This window comes from Pseudomonas sp. FYR_5, assembly GCF_043106315.1.
Taxonomy (GTDB): domain Bacteria; phylum Pseudomonadota; class Gammaproteobacteria; order Pseudomonadales; family Pseudomonadaceae; genus Aquipseudomonas; species Aquipseudomonas putida_Y.
In genome coordinates this window covers 56,555-77,462 of the sequence record NZ_JBICMK010000088.1, presented here as the reverse complement: position 1 = coordinate 77,462, position 20,908 = coordinate 56,555, and the positions used below count along the sequence as shown (strand labels likewise).

Annotated in this window: 14 protein-coding genes; 9 read left to right on the top strand and 5 right to left on the bottom strand. The window is 63.2% G+C overall.

Annotated elements, in window-relative coordinates; genetic code table 11:
* The first annotated feature begins 70 nt into the window (after positions 1-70).
* Positions 71-1,399: a cell envelope integrity protein CreD gene (gene creD, locus ACF8RA_RS16045; protein WP_392460595.1), complete on the top strand. Its 1,329-nt coding sequence runs from the start codon at positions 71-73 to the stop codon at positions 1,397-1,399.
* Positions 1,400-1,564: 165 nt separating this feature from the next.
* Here the strand turns inward: creD and ACF8RA_RS16040 are convergent, their stop codons facing one another.
* From ACF8RA_RS16040 to aceE, 5 genes are all read right to left on the bottom strand, one after another.
* On the bottom strand, positions 1,565-2,188 hold the full coding sequence (locus ACF8RA_RS16040) for a glutathione S-transferase (RefSeq protein ID WP_392514919.1): 624 nt from the start codon (positions 2,186-2,188) through the stop codon (positions 1,565-1,567).
* A gap of 3 nt (positions 2,189-2,191) precedes the next feature.
* Complete coding sequence (gene msrA, locus ACF8RA_RS16035) at positions 2,192-2,860, bottom strand: peptide-methionine (S)-S-oxide reductase MsrA (protein ID WP_010951691.1); 669 nt, start codon at positions 2,858-2,860, stop codon at positions 2,192-2,194.
* A 168-nt stretch (positions 2,861-3,028) separates the two neighbouring features.
* A complete protein-coding gene (locus ACF8RA_RS16030; RefSeq protein WP_176683554.1) occupies positions 3,029-5,719 on the bottom strand; it encodes a bifunctional diguanylate cyclase/phosphodiesterase in 2,691 nt (896 codons plus the stop codon).
* A 409-nt stretch (positions 5,720-6,128) separates the two neighbouring features.
* Positions 6,129-7,763 (bottom strand): dihydrolipoyllysine-residue acetyltransferase, encoded by a 1,635-nt coding sequence (aceF, locus tag ACF8RA_RS16025; RefSeq protein ID WP_339444533.1) that lies wholly within the window; start codon positions 7,761-7,763, stop codon positions 6,129-6,131.
* Between the two features lie 13 nt (positions 7,764-7,776).
* Positions 7,777-10,422 (bottom strand): pyruvate dehydrogenase (acetyl-transferring), homodimeric type, encoded by a 2,646-nt coding sequence (gene aceE, locus ACF8RA_RS16020; protein WP_003255651.1) that lies wholly within the window; start codon positions 10,420-10,422, stop codon positions 7,777-7,779.
* Positions 10,423-10,805: 383 nt separating this feature from the next.
* On the opposite strand from aceE, the gene glnE reads away from it, so the two are divergent.
* From glnE to ACF8RA_RS15980, 8 genes are all read left to right on the top strand, one after another.
* Complete coding sequence (glnE, locus tag ACF8RA_RS16015) at positions 10,806-13,739, top strand: bifunctional [glutamate--ammonia ligase]-adenylyl-L-tyrosine phosphorylase/[glutamate--ammonia-ligase] adenylyltransferase (protein ID WP_392460592.1); 2,934 nt, start codon at positions 10,806-10,808, stop codon at positions 13,737-13,739.
* 202 nt (positions 13,740-13,941) lie between these two features.
* Positions 13,942-14,991: a lipopolysaccharide heptosyltransferase II gene (gene waaF, locus ACF8RA_RS16010; RefSeq protein ID WP_176683551.1), complete on the top strand. Its 1,050-nt coding sequence runs from the start codon at positions 13,942-13,944 to the stop codon at positions 14,989-14,991.
* A complete protein-coding gene (gene waaC / locus ACF8RA_RS16005) occupies positions 14,992-16,050 on the top strand; it encodes a lipopolysaccharide heptosyltransferase I (protein ID WP_176683550.1) in 1,059 nt (352 codons plus the stop codon).
* Entirely contained in the window at positions 16,050-17,174 is a 1,125-nt protein-coding gene (locus ACF8RA_RS16000; protein ID WP_392519354.1) for a glycosyltransferase family 4 protein, read from the top strand. The genes waaC and ACF8RA_RS16000 overlap by 1 nt, the downstream gene beginning before the upstream one ends.
* Positions 17,171-17,977 carry a lipopolysaccharide core heptose(I) kinase RfaP gene (rfaP, locus tag ACF8RA_RS15995; protein ID WP_392519353.1) on the top strand — a complete coding sequence of 269 codons (807 nt, stop codon included), beginning with the start codon at positions 17,171-17,173 and terminating at the stop codon, positions 17,975-17,977. The genes ACF8RA_RS16000 and rfaP overlap by 4 nt, the downstream gene beginning before the upstream one ends.
* Positions 17,977-18,711, top strand: coding sequence for a lipopolysaccharide kinase InaA family protein (locus tag ACF8RA_RS15990; RefSeq protein WP_176683547.1), 735 nt, complete (start codon positions 17,977-17,979; stop codon positions 18,709-18,711). Before rfaP ends, ACF8RA_RS15990 begins: the two co-directional genes overlap by 1 nt.
* A complete protein-coding gene (locus ACF8RA_RS15985; protein ID WP_392460591.1) occupies positions 18,708-19,460 on the top strand; it encodes a lipopolysaccharide kinase InaA family protein in 753 nt (250 codons plus the stop codon). Before ACF8RA_RS15990 ends, ACF8RA_RS15985 begins: the two co-directional genes overlap by 4 nt.
* Complete coding sequence (locus tag ACF8RA_RS15980) at positions 19,460-20,902, top strand: lipopolysaccharide kinase InaA family protein (RefSeq protein ID WP_392519352.1); 1,443 nt, start codon at positions 19,460-19,462, stop codon at positions 20,900-20,902. Before ACF8RA_RS15985 ends, ACF8RA_RS15980 begins: the two co-directional genes overlap by 1 nt.
* Positions 20,903-20,908: the final 6 nt, after the last annotated feature.

Below are 20,908 nucleotides of genomic sequence, written 5' to 3'. Positions count from 1 at the left end.
AATCACACACGCTCTCCACAAAGCCTCCATGCAAGGCGCAGACACTGCGCCCACTGCCACAGGAGGCCACATGAACAAGACCCTAGGTTTCAAACTCGGCATGATCGCCATGCTGATGTTGCTGTTGCTCATCCCACTACTGCTGATCAACGGCCTGATCGACGAACGCCAGGCCATGCGCGACGGCGTGCTGCGCGATATCGCCCAGAGCACCAGCTTCGATCAGCAACTCAGCGGCCCGCTGCTGGTGGTGCCTTACCGCAAGTACCAGCGCCGCTGGATCGAAAAGGACGGTGAGCGTACCCAGGAAACCAGCACCATCGCCGGCCACCTGTACTTTCTGCCGGAAACCTTCGACGCCGACCTGGGTGTGGACACCGAACTGCGCGCCCGAGGCATCTACCAGGCGCGGTTGTTCCACGCCAAAGGCCGTATCAGCGGCCGCTTCAAGCTCCCGGAGCATTGGGGGATCGACAAGGACTTTGACGACTACCGCTTCGACACGCCGTTCCTGGTGGTGGGCATCAGTGATATCCGCGGTATCGAAAGTGCTCTGGAGCTGAGCATGGACGAGCAAAAAGTGCCGTTCGAGGCCGGCACCCAGCTCGACTGGATGCGTGGCGGCGTGCACGCCAGCCTGCCGGGGCTGGACGGGCTACAGGCGCGAGCGTTCAGCTATGGCTTTGACCTGGCGCTGCAAGGTACCGGCCAGTTGCACGTGGTGCCCGTGGGCCGTACCAGCAGCGTGGACATGCGCGCCAACTGGCCGCACCCGAGCTTCGTCGGCAACTACTTGCCCAACCGCCGCGATATCGATGCTCAAGGCTTCAGTGCCCACTGGCAAACCTCGTTCTTCGCTACCAACCTTGAGGACGCGATACGCCAGTGCGCTAACGCCGGGCAGTGTGCAGATTTCAGTGAGCGCAGCTTTGGCGTGAGTTTTATAGACCCGGTGGACCAGTACCTGAAAAGCGAGCGGGCGATCAAATACGCGTTGTTGTTCATTGCCCTGACCTTTGCCGGTTTCTTCCTGTTCGAGGTAATGAAGAACCTGAGTGTGCACCCGGTGCAGTACATCCTGGTGGGCGTGGCGCTGGCGTTCTTCTATCTGCTGCTGCTGTCGTTGTCCGAGCACATCGGTTTTGGTTTGGCGTATGGGCTGTCGGCTTCAGCCTGTGTGCTGCTGATCGGCTTCTACCTGAGCCATGTGTTGCGCAGCCTGGGGCGAGGGGTGGGTTTTGCCGCGGGTTTGGCGGCGTTGTACGCGCTGCTCTTCGGGCTACTGAGTGCCGAAGACTATGCGCTGCTGATGGGGTCGCTGCTGTGTTTCGGCCTGCTTGGGGTGTTCATGGTGCTGACCCGGCGGCTGGACTGGGCACGGGTGGGGAGGGCGGCATGAGGGAGGACAAAGAGATCGGGCGCTGGTTGGCCCTCAGGATCGGGCTGTTGTTTCCTGTGATACCGAGGTGAGGCCTTCGCGGGCACGCCCGCTCCCACAAGCCCACCACAGATAGCGAACACTGTGGAAACCTGTAGGAGCGGGTTCACCCGCGAAGGGGAACTGTCAGGCCACTGGCGCTGTAGCGACCATCGATGGCCGCTTGACCACCTCGGCATACCACGACGCCAACCCAGGCTGGTGCTCGCGCCAGCCGAATCCGGGCTGACGCAAATCCAGATAGCCCAGCGCACAGGCCACGCCAATCGCCGCCAGGTCGAAGCCGGACATCAGCTCCGGCAAGTGCTCCTGCTCCAGGTTGGCCAGGCTCCGGCGGATCTTGTCACCCTGCGCCTGCAGCCAGCCCTCCCAGCGCTTTTCTTCTGGCCGCAGGAAGCTCTCATAACGGCTCGACACCGCCGCATCCATGATCGCATCGGCCTGTGATACCAAGGTCATGCGCCGCCAGCGCGCCGAGCCTTCTCGTGGCAGCAGCGGCAGGCCTACGTGCTGCATGTCGAGGTACTCGCAGATTACCCGGCTGTCATGCAGCACGGTGCCGTCTTCCAGGCGCAGGGCCGGGATCTTGCCGATCGGGTTGTCCAGGTTGAGCTGCGGGTCGCCGCTCACCGGGCTGATGTTCACCGGCTGCAACTGCACACGCTCAAGCTGGCCGGTTTCGTGCAACACCACCATGACCTTGCGCACGAAAGGCGACAACGGCGAGTGGAACAGGGTCATCGTGCTCATGCTTCAGTTACCTTGCAGGCTGGGTGGCAGACACACGCCGGTGCCACCGATGCCGCAGTAGCCGTCCGGATTCTTGGCCAGGTACTGCTGGTGGTAGGCCTCGGCGAAATATACGGTCGGTGCCTGGTCGATTTCGGTGGTGATTTCACCGAAGCCGGCCTTGCTCAGCTCGGCCTGGAAGGCGTCGCGGCTGGCCTTGGCCTGTTCCAGCTGTTCCGGGCTGGTGCAGTAGATGGCCGAGCGGTATTGGGTGCCGATGTCGTTGCCCTGGCGCATGCCTTGGGTCGGGTTGTGCAGCTCCCAGAACATCGCCAGCAGTTCGCGGTAGCTGACCTTGTCCTTGTCGAACACCACCAGCACCACTTCGGTGTGGCCGGTCAGGCCCGAGCAGACTTCTTCGTAGGTAGGGTGCGGGGTGAAGCCGCCGGCGTAGCCGACCACGGTGCTGACCACACCTTCACGCTGCCAGAAGCGGCGCTCCGCGCCCCAGAAGCAGCCCAGGCCGAAGATGGCGAAGTCGATGGCGCCTTCGAAGAACGGGCCGAGCAGCGGGGTGTCTTTGAATACGTAGTGGAACTCGGGCAGGCTCATTGGCGTGTCGCGGCCAGGCAGGGCCTGTTCCGCAGTGGGCATGACGTTTTTGTTCACCAGGATTTCCGAACGCAGGACCATGGCCGTTCCTCTGTGTTTATTCAGTGGGGGAGTGGTTTGGGCCTTCGCGGGCATGCCCGCTCCCACAGGTACAGCACAGGTTTCAAAGGTTGTGGTGTTCCTGTGGGAGCAGGCGTGCCCGCGAAAGGGCCCGAATGGCTTCTATAGTGCCCGAGGATTACGCAGCTGTCAGGCCAGCGGGCCACGCGGATAGCGCTTCAGCCGTTCAGCCAGCTCGCGCCCGGGAATTGGCCGGTCGAACAGGTAACCCTGGCCCACGTCGCAGCGGTGGCGGCGCAGGAACGCCAGTTGCTCCGGCGTCTCGATCCCTTCGGCCACCACCTTCAGCTTCAGGTTATGGGCCATGGCCACCACCGCCGAGGTGATTTCCATGTCGTCCTGGTTGTCGGGGATTTCGTTGATGAAGCTGCGATCGATCTTGAGGATGTCGATCGGAAACTTCTTCAGGTAGCTCAGCGACGAATAACCGGTGCCGAAGTCGTCCATGGCCAAGGTCAGGCCCAGGGCCTTCAGTTCATCCAGCTGGCGGTGGGTGTCCTCGCTGGCTTCCAGCAGCAGGCCTTCGGTCAATTCCAGCTCCAGCAGGTGCGGGGGCAGGGCTTCTTCCTTGAGGATGGTGCTGATTGACGCCACCAGGTCCGGGTCGGAGAACTGTTTGGGCGACAGGTTGATGGCTACATGCAGGTTGCCCAGGCCGGCCTTGCGCAGTTGCTGGCTCATGCAGCACGCCTGGCGCACCACCCATTTGCCGATAGGGATGATCAGGCCGGTTTCCTCGGCCACGCTGATGAACTGGTCCGGGCGGATCATGCCGCGTTCGGGGTGGTTCCAGCGCAGCAGTGCTTCCAGGCCCAGCAGGCGACCGCTGCGCAGGCACAGCTTGGGCTGGTAGAACACGTCCAGCTCATTCTGGGTCAGGGCACGGCGCAGGTTGTTTTCGACGAACAGCTTGTAGCTGGCTTCGGCATTGAGCACTTCGGTAAACACCTGTACCTGGTGTTTACCGTTGGCCTTGGCCTTGTGCAATGCAAGGCCGGCATTCTTCATCAGGCTGGCTGGGTCGATGCCGTGCAACGGTGCACAGGCCAAGCCTACCGAGGCGGTGACGTTGATCAACTGGTTATCGACGAACATCGGCTTGTCGAGGGTGCACAGCAACTGCTGGGCAACGCCTTGGCCATCTTCAAGGCTGGTGTCGTCGAGCAGCACGGCGAACTCGTTACTGGCAAAGCGCGCGAGGATGCCACCGCTGTGCAGGCTGTTGCGCAGACGCCTGGCCAGGCTGATCAGCAGCTTGTCGCCGGTCTGGTGGCCAAGGCTGTCGTTGATGCGCTTGAAGTTGTCGATGTCCACCAACAGCAGGCACATCGAGCTTTCGCCATCGCGGGCGAAGCGCTCGTCCAGGCTGCGAATGAACGCCGGGCGATTGCCCAGGTTGGTGAGGTTGTCGGTGTAAGCCAGGCGCTCGATGCGTTGCTGGGCCAGCTTGGTCTGGGTGACGTCTTCGTAGATGCCGATGTAGTGGGTCAGCTCACGGTTGTCACCGTATACCTTGGAGATCGACAACTGGCCCCAGTACGGCTCCAGGTTCTTGCGCCGGCTCTTGAACTCGCCCTGCCAACTGTTGCCCATGGCCAGGCTCGACGGCGAGTCGAACAGCAGTTCGCTGAGGTTCTCCAGTGCCGGTAGCTCGCCCAACTGGCGGCCCTGCACTTCGTCGGTACTGTACTGGGTGATGGCGGTGAAGCTGGGGTTGACGTACTCCACCCGGCCGTCGCGGTTCACCAGCAGAAAGGCGCTGGCGCTCTGCTCGACCGCGCGCTGGAACAGATGCAGGGCACTGGCCGCGGCCCGCCGTTTGTGGTTTGTGATCACTTGGGCGAACTGGTCGGCCAGCTCGCCGGCAAAGGCAATCTCGTCCGACTGCCAGGCCCTTGGCTGGCCGCTTTGCTCCAGGCACAACACGCCGATCACCTGGCCATCGACGCGGATGCTGGCGTCGAGCATGGCCTTGTTTTCCGGGCGCATGCTTTGCGCCAGAGCACGGGTACGCGGGTCGTGGCCGGCGTTGTGAGCGTCAATGGCGCGGCTTGCGTGCAGTGCATCCAGGTAGTCGGGGAAGCGGCTGGCATCGATGGCTTCGGGCTGGCGGTGCTCCTGCGCATCGCGGTACCAGGCGATGATCGGTTCCAGGCGTTGGTCTTCCAGGTGCCAGATGCTGGCGCAGTCGACCTTGTAGATTTCGCAGGCGCTCTGGGTGATCAGTTGGGCCGCTTCGAGTAGCGAGTTGCCCGCGCTGTAGCGCTGGCGGGCGAGGCGCAGGATAAGGTCCTGCTGGCCGCGCACACGCTCCAGGTGCTCCAGCTGTTCTTGCTGTGTGCGCTGGTTCAGTTGCAGGGCCAGCTGCAAGCGATTGTTGCGTGACTCCAGGTCGCTGGCGCCAAGTTCGCCGCTATCTTCCTGCTGGTCGTCGAGTACGCTCAGGTAGCCGCGTAACAGCTGGCGGTTGTGTTGTTTGTAAGCTTCACCCGCTTCCAGCAGGCGCAGCGAGGTGCTCGGCGTGTGCAGGGTGTAACGCACGCGGTAGTAGCCGCGTTGGGCCAGTTGCAACTGGATTTCGTCGTGCAGCCGGTAGCGTGCTTCGGGTTCCATCAGGCTAGCGTAGGGCGCGTCAATCAGGGCACACAGCTCGCCGGTTTGCATGCCGAACTGGCGCTCACAGGCCGGGTCAAGGTAGAGCATGGCCCAGGTGGCTTCGTTGAGCCTTTCGAAACGCAGCATGCCGAGCCGCGAGGGCACGGGTAACTGCGTCACGACCTCGGCCGCCACACGGCTGGCGGCATCGGGTTGGCTTTTCATCGAAGACTCGCTTGAAGAGGGAACGCTGCCTTTTGGCTGCGGCGGATTTGGCAAGGTTGCATCATGTCCCGAGGGCTGGCAAGCGGCCATGCTTGATGCTGTGGACAGGTTATCGGCTGACGTGGCCGATTCTGTAGTTTGGCTGGAGATTTTGGGGCCGCTTTGCGGCCCATCGCGACACAAGGCCGCTCCCACACGGATCGCGCCAGCTTTCAGAAATTGAGCAAGACAGTTGCCCCCACAATGGACTGCGATTGCCTGTGGGAGCGGCCTTGTGTCGCGAAAGGAGGGCGAAGCCCTCCCAGCTTTTTCCAGGCAAAAAAAAGCCCCGCCAATCGACGGGGTTGAGGTACGAGCGTGGCAGCTCGAAAAGGGAACTGCCCCTCGCAAGGAGGGGCAGAGTGCTGCCTTACAGCAGCATGGTGCGGATATCGCCCAGCACGTCGCCCAGGCGCTTGGTGAAGCGCGCGGCGGCAGCGCCGTTGATCACACGGTGATCGTAGGACAGCGACAGCGGCAGCATCAGCTTTGGCTGGAAGGCCTTGCCATCCCAGACTGGCTGCATGGTCGCCTTGGAGACGCCCAGGATAGCCACTTCCGGCGCATTGACGATCGGCGTGAAGCCGGTGCCGCCAATATGGCCGAGGCTGGAGATGGTGAAGCAAGCGCCTTGCATCTCGTCAGCCGACAGCTTCTTGGTGCGCGCCTTCTCGGCCAGTGCAGCGGCTTCGGCAGCCAGTTGCAGCAGGCTTTTCTGGTCGACGTTCTTGATCACAGGGACCAGCAGGCCGTCCGGGGTGTCCACGGCGAAGCCGATGTGCACGTACTTCTTGCGGATGATGGCCTTGCCGCTTGGCGCCAGCGAGCTGTTGAAGTCCGGCAGTTCCTTGAGCAGGAAGGCGCAGGCCTTGAGCAGCAGTGGCAGCACGGTCAGCTTCACCCCAGCCTTCTCGGCCACGGCCTTCTGCGCCACGCGGAAGGCTTCCAGCTCGGTGATGTCGGCAGAGTCGAACTGGGTCACGTGCGGCACGTTGAGCCAGCTGCGGTGCAGGTTGGCAGCACCGACCTGCATCAGGCGGGTCAGGGCCACTTCTTCCACTTCACCGAACTTGCTGAAGTCCACGGCAGGGATTGGCGGGATGCCAGCACCACCGGTCGCACCGGCGGCTGCCGGCGCTTCCTTGGCCTTCTGCATCATGGCCTTGACGTAGACCTGCACGTCTTCTTTCAGGATGCGACCGTGCGGGCCGGTGGCAGCAACTGCACCCAGCTCGACACCGAATTCACGGGCCAGCTGACGAACAGCGGGACCTGCGTGAACCTTGGCATTGCTGCCAGCGGCCGGTGCGGTAGCAGCCGGTGCGGGGGCAGCAGCCGGTGCGGCCGGTGCGGCGGCCGGAGCAGCCTCAGCCTTGGCTGGCGCAGGGGCGGCAGCTGGTGCCGGCGCGGCAGCCGGGGCTGCACCCGCCACTTTCAACTTGAAGATCAGGTCGCCAGTGCCGACTTCGTCTTCCAGCTTGCACAGTACTTCTTCGACCACGCCGGCGGCCGGCGACGGGATTTCCATGGAGGCCTTGTCGGACTCCAGGGTGATCAGCGACTGGTCGGTTTCGACGGTGTCGCCGACTTTGACCAGTACTTCGATGATCTTGGCCTTGCCCGACGAACCGATGTCCGGCACATGGATGTCCTGCACGCTGGCGGCAGCCGGGGCTGCGGCCGGAGCAGGGGTGGCTTCGGCGGCGGGAGCCGGCGCAGCTGCCTGAGCCGGAGCGGCAGCAGCCGGTGCCTCAGGGGCCGCAGCAGCGGCGCCCTCGGCTTCCAGGACCAGCAGCTCGTCGCCTTCTTTCAGGCGGTCGCCCAGCTTGACCTTCAGCTCCTTGATGACGCCGGCCTTGGGCGCCGGGATTTCCATGGAGGCCTTGTCGGACTCCAGGGTCAGCAGGCTTTGGTCAGCCTCGATACGGTCACCGACCTTGACGAACAGCTCGATGATTTCACCTTCACCGCTGCCGATGTCAGGTACGCGAATGAGTTCGCTCACTTAAAAATACTCCTCAGCAGTCCAGTGGGTTGCGCTTGTCCGGGTCGATACCGAACTTGACGATAGCGTCTGCGACAACCTTGGGTTCGATCTCGCCACGGTCAGCCAGGGCTTCCAGGGCAGCCAGCACCACGAAGTGGCGGTCGACTTCGAAGAAGTGACGCAGCTTCTTGCGGCTGTCGCTGCGACCGTAACCGTCGGTACCCAGGACTTTGAACTCTTTGCTCGGTACCCACTGGCGAATCTGCTCGGCGAACAGCTTCATGTAGTCGGTAGAGGCAATGACCGGGCCTTTGCGACCGTTCAGGCACTGCTCGACGTAGGTCTGCTGTGGCTTCTGGCCAGGCTTCAGGCGGTTGGCGCGTTCCACGGCCAGGCCGTCGCGGCGCAGTTCGTTGAAGCTGGTGACGCTCCACACGTCGGCACCGACGTTGAACTCTTCACGCAGGATCTTCGCGGCTTCGCGGACTTCGCGCAGGATGGTGCCGGAGCCCATCAGCTGTACGTGGTGTGCGGCTTCGCGGGTGTCCTCTTCCAGCAGGTACATGCCCTTGATGATGCCTTCCTCGACACCGGCCGGCATGGCTGGTTGCTGGTAGGATTCGTTCATCACGGTGATGTAGTAGAAGATGTCCTGCTGCTCTTCGGTCATCTTCTTCATGCCGTCCTGGATGATCACCGCCAGCTCGTAGCCGTAGGTCGGATCGTAGGTGCGGCAGTTCGGGATGGTGCCCGCCATCATGTGGCTGTGACCGTCTTCGTGCTGCAGGCCTTCACCGTTGAGGGTGGTACGGCCGGCGGTACCGCCGATCAGGAAACCACGGGTGCGGCTGTCGCCAGCGGCCCAGGCCAGGTCGCCAATACGCTGGAAACCGAACATCGAGTAGAAGATGTAGAACGGCAGCATCGGCTGGTTGTGGCAGCTGTACGAGGTACCGGCAGCGATGAACGACGACATGGCGCCGGCTTCGTTGATGCCTTCCTCGAGGATCTGGCCCTTCTTGTCTTCGCGGTAGAACATCACCTGGTCTTTATCGACTGGCTCGTAGAGCTGGCCGACCGACGAGTAGATGCCCAACTGGCGGAACATGCCTTCCATACCGAAGGTACGGGCTTCGTCCGGGATGATCGGGACGATGCGCTGGCCAATGTCCTTGTCCTTGACCAGCTGCGCCAGAATACGCACGAAGGCCATGGTGGTGGAGATTTCGCGGTCGCCCGAGCCATCCAGGATCGCTTTCAGCGTTTCCAGTGGCGGGGTCGGCACGCTGAAGCTCTTGGCACGGCGCTGTGGCACGAAACCGCCCAGGGCAGCACGGCGCTCGGCCAGGTACTTGGCTTCGGCAGAACCTTCTTCCGGCTTGAAGAACGGCAGGTTCTCCAGGTCGGCATCCTTGACCGGGATGTCGAAGCGGTCACGGAAGTGACGCAGGCTGTCGACGTCGACCTTCTTGGTGTTGTGCGCGGTGTTCTTGGCTTCGCCAGCACCGGTGCCGTAACCCTTGATGGTCTTGGCCAGGATGACGGTCGGCTGCTCTTTGTGGTTAACAGCCTGGTGATACGCCGCGTAGACCTTGTACGGGTCGTGACCGCCACGGTTGAGCTTCCAGATCTCTTCGTCGGACAGGTCTTCGACCATGGCCTTGAGTTCCGGGGTGTTGAAGAAGTGCTCGCGAACGTACGCGCCGTCTTTGGCTTTGTAGTTCTGGTACTCGCCGTCGATGACTTCGTCCATGCGGCGCTGCAGGGCACCGTTGGTGTCCTTGGCCAGCAGTGGGTCCCAGAAACGGCCCCAGACGACTTTGTTGACGTTCCAGCCACCGCCACGGAACACGCCTTCGAGTTCCTGGATGATCTTGCCGTTGCCGCGAACCGGGCCGTCGAGGCGCTGCAGGTTGCAGTTGATGACGAAGATCAGGTTGTCCAGCTTCTCGCGGCCGGCCAGGGCGATTGCACCCAGGGATTCCGGCTCGTCGCACTCACCGTCGCCCATGAAGCACCAGACCTTCTGCTTGCCGGCCGGGATGAAGCCACGGGCTTCCAGGTACTTCATGAAGCGTGCCTGGTAGATCGCCTGGATCGGGCCCAGACCCATCGAAACGGTCGGGAACTGCCAGAAATCAGGCATCAACCATGGGTGCGGGTACGAAGACAGGCCGTTGCCGTCCACTTCCTGGCGGAAGTTGTTCATCTGGTCTTCGCTGATACGGCCTTCCATGAAGGCACGGGCGTAGACGCCTGGCGATGCGTGGCCCTGGAAGAAGACCAGGTCGCCGCCGTGTTCTTCGGTAGGGGCCTGGAAGAAGTAGTTGAAGCCGATGTCGTACAGGGTGGCACTGGAGGCGAAGCTAGAGATGTGTCCGCCCAGGTCCGAGTCTTTCAGGTTGGTACGCATGACCATGGCCAGCGCGTTCCAACGCACCATCGAGCGAATGCGGCGTTCCATGAACAGGTCGCCAGGCATGCGTGCTTCGTGGGTGACAGGGATGGTGTTGCGGTATGGCGTGGTGATCGCATATGGCAGCTGGGAGCCACTGCGGGTGGCCAGCTCGCCCATACGGGTCATCAGGTAATGAGCGCGGTCTTCGCCTTCTTTGTCGAGGACCGACTCCAGGGCATCCAGCCATTCCTGGGTTTCGATTGGATCGAGGTCTTGCATGGCTTGCTCCAGGGCGGAAAGGCAACCAGAATCGATTGCCTGAGATTGCGACTGGCCTTATGGGCAGACGTCGTGAATTCTTGGATTACCGGGGTGTCTTCCGGCGCGTTGTAGTTTTACTACATTTGCTTTCGCATTTCATGCTTTTACACGACACGAGTAGTAGTAAAACTACATTTGTGCGACGTTTGGTCGCACCTTGGCTTGTGAGGAAAAACGTTCATGTTGGTTGGCATTGTGTCGCGAACGGGTGGTTCTTGATGTTTATTGCCAAGATTTCGTTTTTTTCAGCTATTTCCAACTTTTGTACGACAGTCCAACCGTGGTCCGGCTTCCCCTTGGCCGCTTTTTCCCCTCTATTTCACGCCGATCAAGGATAGACCATGCGCCTACCTTTGCCCTCCGATCTGCCCGCCACCTTGCAGCCGCTGGTCACTCGCAACCAGCAGTTCATCAGCGATGCCGTGGCCGGCCACCCCGAACTCGACCTGCAGGCCTGGAGCCCGCTGCACCGGCAGCAGTTCGACCAGGTGGCTGCTGCCAGTGAATTCGTGCTCAGCCTGGCCCAGCGCGAGCCGGCCATGCTGTTCGCCCTGCTGGCCAGTGGCGAGCTGGAGCGGCGTTACGCCCCCGGTGAGCTGCGCGGGCAAATCGCCGCAACGGCCCAGGCGGCACAGAGCGAGGACGAACTGGCGCGCAACCTGCGCCGCGCGCGCAACCGCCAGCAGTTGCGCATTATCTGGCGCGACATCACTCGCCAGGCGGAGCTTGGCGAAACCTGCCGTGACCTGTCGGACCTTGCCGATGCGGCCATCGACGAAGCCTACCAATGGCTGTACCCGCGCCATTGCCAGCAGTTCGGGACACCCATCGGCAACCGCAGCGGCCAGCCGCAGCACATGGTGGTGCTGGGCATGGGCAAGCTGGGAGCGGTAGAGCTTAACCTGTCGTCGGACATCGACCTGATCTTCGGTTTCCCCGAGGGCGGTGAAACCGAAGGGGTGAAGCGCTCGCTGGACAACCAGGAGTTCTTCACGCGCCTGGGCCAAAGGCTGATCAAGGCGCTGGACCCGGTTACTGTCGACGGCTTTGTATTCCGCGTTGACATGCGTCTGCGTCCCTATGGTTCGGCGGGTGCCCTGGTGCTCAGCTTCAATGCACTGGAGCAGTACTACCAGGACCAGGGCCGTGACTGGGAACGTTACGCGATGATCAAGGCGCGGGTGGTGGCCGGCGACCAGGCGGCTGGCGCGCAGTTGCAGGAGATGCTGCGCCCGTTCGTGTACCGCCGCTACCTGGACTTTTCCGCAATCGAAGCGCTGCGCACCATGAAGCAATTGATCCAGCAGGAAGTGCGGCGCAAGGGCATGGCCGAGAACATCAAGCTGGGGGCCGGTGGTATTCGCGAAGTGGAGTTCATCGCCCAGGCCTTCCAGCTGATCCACGGCGGGCGCGACCTCAGCCTGCAGCAGCGGCCGTTGCTCAAGGTGCTGGCCACCCTGGAAGGCCAAGGCTACCTGCCGCCAGCAGTGGTGGCCGAGTTGCGTGAGGGCTATGAGTTCCTGCGGTACACCGAGCACGCGATCCAGGCCATTGCCGACCGCCAGACGCAAATGTTGCCGGAAGGTGAGACCGATCAGGCACGCGTGGCCTACATGCTCGGCTTTGCCGACTGGCAGAGCTTCCATGACCAGTTGATGTACTGGCGTGGCCGCATCGACTGGCATTTCCGCCAGGTCATTGCCGACCCGGATGATGAAGACGGTGAAGGCGAACTGGTGGTGGGTGGCGAGTGGTCGCCGTTGTGGGAGCAGGCGCAGGACGAAGAAGCCGCTGGCCGGCAATTGCAAGAGGCTGGCTTCAAACAACCCGCCGAAGCCTTGCGGCGCCTGGCCGGGCTGCGTTCCAGCCCGCAGTTGCGCTCGATGCAGCGCATCGGCCGTGAGCGACTAGACGCATTCATCCCGCGGCTGTTGGCCCAGGCGGTGGAGCATGACAACCCCGACCTGGTGCTTGAGCGGGTGCTGCCATTGGTCGAGGCTGTGGCGCGGCGTTCTGCCTACCTGGTACTGCTGACCGAAAACCCGGGTGCCTTGCGCCGTTTGCTGACGCTGTGCGCTGCCAGCCCGTGGATTGCCGAGCAGATTGCCTTGTACCCGCTGCTGCTCGACGAACTGCTCAATGAGGGCCGTTTGTTCAGCCCGCCCTTGGCGCCAGAACTGGCCAGCGAACTGCGCGAGCGCCTGACGCGCATCCCCGAGGACGACCTGGAGCAGCAGATGGAGGCGCTGCGCCATTTCAAGCTGGCCCACAGCCTGCGCGTGGCTGCCTCGGAAATCAGCGGCAACCTGCCGTTGATGAAAGTCAGCGACTACCTGACCTGGCTGGCTGAAGCCATCCTCGACCAGGTGCTGGCCCTGGCCTGGCGCCAGACCGTGGCCCGCCACGGCCAACCCAAGCGCAGCGACGGCAGCCTGTGCGACCCGGGTTTCATCATCATCGGTTACGGCAAGATGGGCGGCCTGGAACTGGGCCACGGTTCGGACCTGGACCTGGTCTTCATCCATGACGGCGATCCGCAGGCGGAAACCGACGGTGCGAAGCCTATCGACAGTGCGCAGTTCTTCACGCGTCTGGGGCAGCGCATCATCCACTTGCTGACCACCCAGACCAACTCGGGCCAACTGTACGACGTGGATATGCGCCTGCGCCCGTCCGGCGCCTCGGGGCTGCTGGTCAGCTCGCTGGGTGCGTTCGAACGCTACCAGCAGAACGAAGCCTGGACCTGGGAACACCAGGCGCTGGTACGGGCCCGTGTGCTGGTGGGTTGCAAGCAGGTGGGGGCGGCATTCGAAGGTGTGCGCGCCAAGGTACTGGGCCAGGCGCGCGACCTGGAAAAACTGCGCAGCGAGGTGAGTGAAATGCGCGCCAAGATGCGTGACAACCTCGGTACCAAGGCTACGGTTGCCGGTACGGGGGCGAACGCCTTCGACGCCGGCGTGCCGTTCGATATCAAGCAGGATGCCGGCGGTATCGTCGATATCGAATTTATGGTGCAATACGCCGCTTTGGCCTGGTCCCACGACCATCCGGCCATACTTCGATGGACCGATAACATCCGCATTCTGGAAGAGCTGGAGCAGGCGAACTTGATGCCGGCCAGTGACGCGGTGCTGTTGCGTGAAGTGTACAAGGCGTTCCGCTCGGCCTCGCACCGCCAGGCCCTGCAGAAGCAGGCCGGGGTGATCGATGCGGCGCAGTTTGCCGATGAACGCCGTGAAGTGCGGCGGATCTGGGGTGAGTTGGGTTTAAGCTGATACCGTGTTGGCTTGTTCGCGGGCAAGCCCGCTCCCACAGGTACTGCACAGGCCCTGAGCAGTGTGCAATCCCTGTGGGAGCGGGCTTGCCCGCGAATAGGCCATGTGAGTGGTACACTGTCCGCCACATAGCCTGAATATAAAGAGGGGAGGCCAGGCTGGACCGCAGCCTGTAGCCTCCCCGAGCGTTTCTGGACTGAGCATGAGAATACTGATCATTGGCCCCAGCTGGGTTGGCGACATGGTGATGGCGCAGACCCTGTTCCAGTGCCTGAAACAGCAGCACCCCGACTGCGTGATCGACGTGCTGGCCCCCGAGTGGAGCCGGCCGATCCTCGAACGCATGCCTGAAGTGCGTCAGGCCTTGAGCTTCCCGCTCGGCCACGGTGCGCTGGAACTGGCCACGCGGCGGCGCATCGGCAAGTCCCTGGCCGGCCAGTACGACCAGGCCATCCTGCTGCCCAACTCGCTCAAGTCGGCGCTGGTGCCTTTTTTTGCCGGCATTCCAAAACGCACCGGCTGGCGCGGTGAAATGCGCTTCGGTCTGCTGAACGACGTGCGCAAGCTGGACAAGACCCGCTACCCGCTGATGATCGAGCGCTTCATGGCCCTGGCTTACGCGCCCGGCGCCGAGCTGCCGCAGCCATACCCGCGTCCCAACCTGCAGATCGAAGCGCAAAGCCGCGACGCCGCCCTGGCCAAGTTCGGCCTGGAACTGGACCGTCCGGTACTGGCGCTGTGCCCTGGCGCCGAGTTTGGCGAAGCCAAGCGCTGGCCGGCAGAGCACTATGCCGCTGTGGCCGATGCGATGATTCGACAAGGCTGGCAAGTGTGGCTGTTCGGCTCCAAGAACGATCACCCGGTCGGTGAGCAGATCCGCGACCGGCTTATTCCGGGGTTCCGTGAAGAGTCGTCCAACCTGGCCGGTGAGACCTCGCTGGCCGAGGCCATCGACCTGATGTCCTGCGCCCATGCCGTGGTGTCCAACGACTCCGGCCTGATGCACGTGGCCGCTGCGCTGAACCGTCCATTGGTGGCGGTGTACGGCTCGACTTCACCCGGCTTCACCCCGCCGCTGGCCGAACAGGTGGAAGTGGTGCGCACCGGTATCGAGTGCAGCCCGTGCTTTGACCGCACCTGTCGCTTCGGCCATTACAATTGCCTGCGTCTGCTGGATCCGGGCAAAGTGATCGCCGCCCTGCACAGCCTAAGCGGACCGGACCTGATCGATACCGTGGCCGAGGTCGACTAAGTGCGGGTACTGATCATCAAGACCTCGTCGCTGGGGGATGTCATCCACACCCTGCCGGCGCTTACCGATGCCGCCCATGCCATTCCAGGCATCCGTTTCGATTGGGTGGTGGAAGAAGGCTTCGCCGAAATCCCCAGTTGGCACCCTGCGGTCGACCAGGTCATCCCGGTGGCGATCCGTCGCTGGCGCAAGAACCTCTGGCAAACCATCAAGAGTGGCGAGTGGAAGGCGTTCAAGCAGCGCGTTCGCGAGCGCAAGTATGACCTTGTGATCGACGCCCAGGGCCTGGTCAAGTCGGCTTGGTTGACCCGTTACGTGAAGGCACCCGTAGCCGGCCTGGACCGCTACTCGGCCCGCGAAGGCTGGGCCAGCCGCTTCTACGACCGGCCTCTGTCGGTCGCCACCGGCCAGCATGCGGTGGAGCGGGTACGCCAGCTGTTTGCCATGGCCCTGGCCTACGACCTGCCAGAAGGCATCGGCAACTACGGCCTGGACCTCGACCGCCTGCAACTGCCGCCGGCTGCGCCCTATGTGGTGTTCCTGCATGGCACCACCTGGGCGACCAAGCACTGGCCCGAAGCCTACTGGCGCGAACTGGCCGAGCGCATGGGCCGGCGCAAGCTGGAAGTGCGCCTGCCCTGGGGTAATCCGGCCGAGAAGGCGCGGGCCGAGCGAATTGCCCTAGGCTTGAACAACTGCCAGGTGCTCCCCAAATTGAACCTTGCCGGCGTCGCTCGTGTACTGGCGGCGGCAAAGGCCTGCGTGGCGGTCGACACCGGCCTTGGCCACCTGGCGGCGGCGCTCGATGTGCCCACCCTTTCGCTGTTTGGCCCGACCAACCCGGGCCTGACTGGCGCCTACGGACGGACCCAGATTCACCAGGCCAGTGACTGGCCTTGCGCTCCCTGCCTGCAGAAGAAGTGCACCTACAAACCGAGCGCCGATGACCTGGCCCGGTTCGATCTGAAACGCGAGTGGCCGCTGTGCTTCACTCGCCTGAATCCCGAGCATGTGGCGAGCCGCTTGAGCGCGTTGCTGCTGGCTGAGGATGTCCGTTGATGCAACTGGCTTTCGTGCTTTACAAATATTTCCCCTTCGGCGGGCTGCAGCGCGATTTCATGCGCATTGCCCTGGAGTGCCAGAAGCGGGGCCACCAGATCCGCGTGTACACGCTGATCTGGGAGGGTGACATTCCACCGGGTTTCGAAGTGCTGGTGGCGCCGGTGAAGGCGATTTTCAACCACCGCCGCAACGAGAAGCTCAGTGCCTGGATGGCCGCTGACCTGGCCAAGCGCCCGGTCGACCGCCTGATCGGCTTCAACAAGATGCCGGGGCTGGACGTGTACTACGCCGCCGACGGCTGCTTCGAAGACAAGGCGCAGACCCTGCGCGGTGGCTTGTACCGTCGCTGGGGCCGCTACCGGCACTTTGCCGAGTACGAGCGTGCGGTGTTCGCCAAGGACGCCCATACCGAAGTGCTGATGATTTCCGAAGTGCAGCAGCCGCTGTTCATCAAGCATTACGGCACCCCGGTAGAACGCTTCCACCTGCTGCCGCCAGGCATTTCCCAGGATCGCCGTGCGCCGGCCAATGCCGCCGAGATCCGCGCCGAGTTCCGCAAGGAATTCGAACTGGGGGATGACGACCTGCTGCTGGTGCAGATTGGCTCAGGCTTCAAGACCAAAGGCGTGGACCGCAGCCTCAAGGCACTGGCCGCGCTGCCGTCAGCCCTGCGCAAACGCACCAGGCTGATGGTGATCGGCCAGGACGACCCCAAGGTATTCCAGCTGCAAAGCGCTACCCTGGGCCTGGGCGACCAGGTGCAGTTCCTCAAGGGCCGCAGCGACATCCCGCGCTTCCTGTTGGGCGCCGACCTGCTGATTCACCCGGCTTACAACGAGAATACCGGTACGGTGCTGCTCGAAGCGTTGGTCGCCGGCTTGCCGGTGCTGGTGTCCAAGGTGTGCGGTTATGCCCACTACATTGCCGAGGCCGACAGCGGCCTGGTGCTGGATGAGCCGTTCGAACAAGAGCAGCTCAACGGCTACCTGCAGCGCATGCTCGAAGACCCGCAGGCGCGTGCCAGCTGGTCGCGCAATGGCCTGGCATTTGCTGATAGCGCCGATCTGTACAGCATGCCACAGCATGCTGCCGACGTGATCCTGGGGCAAAAAACCGCATGAAGCTGATATTGGCCGAGCCCTTCAAACGCCTGTGGGCCGGGCGTGATGCCTTCGACGCCGTGGAGGCGCTGCAAGGCGAGGTCTATCGCGAGCTGGAAGGGCGCCGCACGCTGCGCACCGAGGTGGCTGGCGAGGGCTTTTTCGTCAAGATCCACCGTGGCATCGGCTGGGGCGAGATCTTCAAGAACCTGTTCACCGCCAAGCTGCCGGTACTCGGTGCCGGCCAGGAATGGCGGGCGATCCAACGCCTGCACGAAGTGGGTGTGCCGACCATGACCGCAGTCGCCTACGGCGAGCGTGGCAGCAACCCGGCCACGCAGCACTCGTTCATCATCACTGAAGAGCTGGCGCCCACCATCAGCCTGGAAGACTTCAGTATCGACTGGGTCAAGCAGCCCCCCGAGCCGCGTCTGAAGCGTGCACTTATCGCAGAAGTGGCGAAGATGACCGGCGGCATGCACCGCGCCGGGGTCAACCACCGCGATTGCTACATCTGCCATTTCCTGCTGCACACCGACCGACCGGTGACGGCGGATGACTTCAAGCTGTCGGTGATCGACCTGCACCGTGCGCAAACCCGTGCCACGATCAGCCGCCGCTGGCGTGACAAGGACCTGGCTGCGCTGTACTTTTCGGCCCTGGACATCGGCCTGACCCAACGCGACAAGCTGCGCTTCCTGCGTGCTTACTTCCAGCGTCCGCTGCGGCAGGTGCTGAAGGAGGAAGCCGCGCTGCTCGCCTGGCTGGAGCGCAAGGCCCAGAAACTCTACGATCGCAAGCAACGCTATGGGGATGCACTCTGATGGCGAGTTGGACACTGGCGCCGGGGTACGAACACCTGGCGGCGGACTTCGGCAGCCTCGATGCGGTATTCGCCCTCCAGGGCGAACGGCTGACCCGCGATCCGCTCAGTGAGGTGGTACGCATCGAGCGTGACGGGATCAACTACTATGTCAAGCGCTACACCGGGGCCGGCAAGCACATGCGCCGGTACCTGGGGCGGCCACGCATCAAGGCCGAATGGCAAAACCTCAAGCAGTTCGCCAAATGGGGTATCCCCACCGCCGAAGTCGTGGCCTGGGGCCTGGAGCGCAACGGCCTGGCCTTTGGCCGTGGCGCGATGATCACCCGTGAACTGCCGCGCACCGAAGACCTGTCGGCATTGGCCGAACACAACGATCCGCGCTTGGCCGACCGCACCTGGGTCGACCATATCAGCCGTCAACTGGCGCGCCATACCCGGGTCATGCACGAGCACCGCTTCGCCCATAACGATTTGAAGTGGCGCAACCTGCTGGTCGATGACCAGGGCACGCTATTCTTCATCGACTGCCCCACCGGCGACTTCTGGCGCGGATTCATGTGGCGCCACCGGATGATCAAGGACCTGGCATGCCTGGACAAAGTGGCCAAATACCACCTGTCAGCTACCCAGCGCCTGCGCTTCTACCTGCAATACCGTGGCCGTGACCGGCTGAATGTGCGTGACAAGAAGCGCATTCGTCGGGTACTGGGCTTTTTCGAGGGAAGGGAATGACCGATTACCTGGCCAGCGCGGACCTCGCGCTGCTCAAGCGCCATGGCCTGGACGACTTCGAGGCGCTGTGGGCGCTGCAACTTGATGCGGTGGACGAACCCAACACCGGCCGCGGTGGCTGGAGCAGCGTCTTCCGTCTGGAACTCGAAGGCAAGGGCTACTACCTCAAGCGCCAGAGCGACTACCTGACCCGTACCTTGCACCGGCCGTTCGGCGAGCCCACCTTTGCCCGGGAATTCCGCAACATCAGTCGCTACCAGAAGCTGCGCATTCCGGCATTGCAGGCGGTGTTCTACGGAGAGCGCAAGCAGGGTGGCAAGCACCGGGCCATCCTGATGACCCGCGCTCTGGACGAATGGGCCGACCTCGAAAGCCTGCTGGCGCAATGGCCGCGGTTGGGTAAGGCCGAGCGCACTGGCATCCTGCAGGCCTGCGGCCAGCTGGCGCGTACCCTGCACAGCGCCGGCCAGGTGCATGGCTGCTTCTACCCCAAGCACATTTTCTTGCGCCAACGGCGTGACGGCTGGGATGCGCAACTGATCGACCTGGAAAAGACCCGTCCCCTGCTGCTCGGCATGCGTGACCGCCTCAAGGACCTGGAGCCACTGCTGCGCCGCGCCCAGGCGTGGAGCGTGCAGGATGTACGTACTTTGCTGGCTACCTACCTGGGGCAGCCCGCCGACGGCGCGCTGGTCGATAGCTGGCTGCAACGGTTGACGCAACGCCGTCGTGAAAAAGAGGCCCGCTGATGCGTTTGTCTGAATTGAAGGATGCCGGGCGCAGCCCATCGCTGCCCCTGAGCATCACGTTGGTTGATGCCGCTGGCAGCGCCGACTTGCAATTGCTCAGCCTGCTGCGCGTGCTGCCGGGCCAGCGTTATGTGGGCGCTGGTGTCTGGCGCGGTACACCGGTGCTGGCAAAGTTGCTGGTCGGTGGTAACGCCGCACGGCATTTCCAGCGCGAACTGCAGGGTGTGAAATTGCTGGCCGAACAAGGACTGACCACGCCGACGCTACTGGCCGACGGCCTCAAGGAAGGTGAGGGTGGCTGGCTGCTGTTCGAATTCCTTGACGGTGCACAAAGCCTGGCCGATGCCTGGGCCGCAGTGGAAAACCTGCCAGTGCTGGCGGACGAGCAGCACCTGGTGCTGGGCGAAGCGCTCACGGCCGTGGCGCACATGCACGCCCAAGGCCTTTGGCAGGAAGACCTGCACCTGGACAACCTGCTGCGCCATGCCGGCAAGCTGTACCTGATCGACGGTGCGGGCATAAGGGCGGAAACGCCCGGTCAGCAGTTGTCGCGTCCACGCGTGCTGGAAAACCTCGGGGTGTTTTTCGCCCAGCTGCCCAAGCGCCTGGAGCCGTTCATCGAAGAGCTGCTGGTGCATTACCTGCTGGCCAACGCCGAGCATGCGTTGCCGCTGGAAGCGCTGCAGAAACAGGTGGACAAGGTGCGCACCTGGCGCCAGAAGGACTATCTGGACAAGGCTGGCCGCGAGTGCAGCCTGTTCAGCGTCCAGCGCACCCTTTCGGGCTTGCAGGCGATCCGCCGCAGTGAGGTCGAGGCCCTGCAGCCTGTACTGGAGCAGGCCGATGCGCTGATCGACACCGGCCATTTGTACAAGACCGGTGGCGCTGCCAGCGTGGCGCGCATTGAGGTCAACGGTCGCCAGTTGGTGATCAAGCGCTACAACATCAAGAACACCGCGCATTGGTTCAAGCGCTTCTGGCGCCCGAGCAGGGCTTGGCATTCCTGGATTGAAGGCCACCGCCTGGAGTTCCTCGACATCGCCACGCCACGCCCCCTCGCGGTGCTGGAACAGCGGGTGCTGGGCCTGCGCAGCCGTGCCTACCTGGTCACCGAGTATGTCGACGGCCCGGACCTGACGGCATGCTTCGCGCCCTACGTCGAAAGCGGCGATGCGCCCGAGGAGCAGGTGGAGGCCTTGGTGCACGTGATGCAGCAGCTGATTCGCGAGCGCATCAGCCACGGCGACTTCAAAGGCCATAACCTGTTCTGGCACAACGGCCAGTGGTCGCTGATCGACCTCGATGCCATGTGCCAGCATGCCACCCAGCTCAGCTTCGCACCGGCCTATGCCCGTGACCGGGCACGGCTGCTGCGCAACTGGCCCAATGGCAGTGCCTTGCATCAGCGGCTGGACCGGTTGTTGCCAAAACTGGTCGACTGAGGCCGC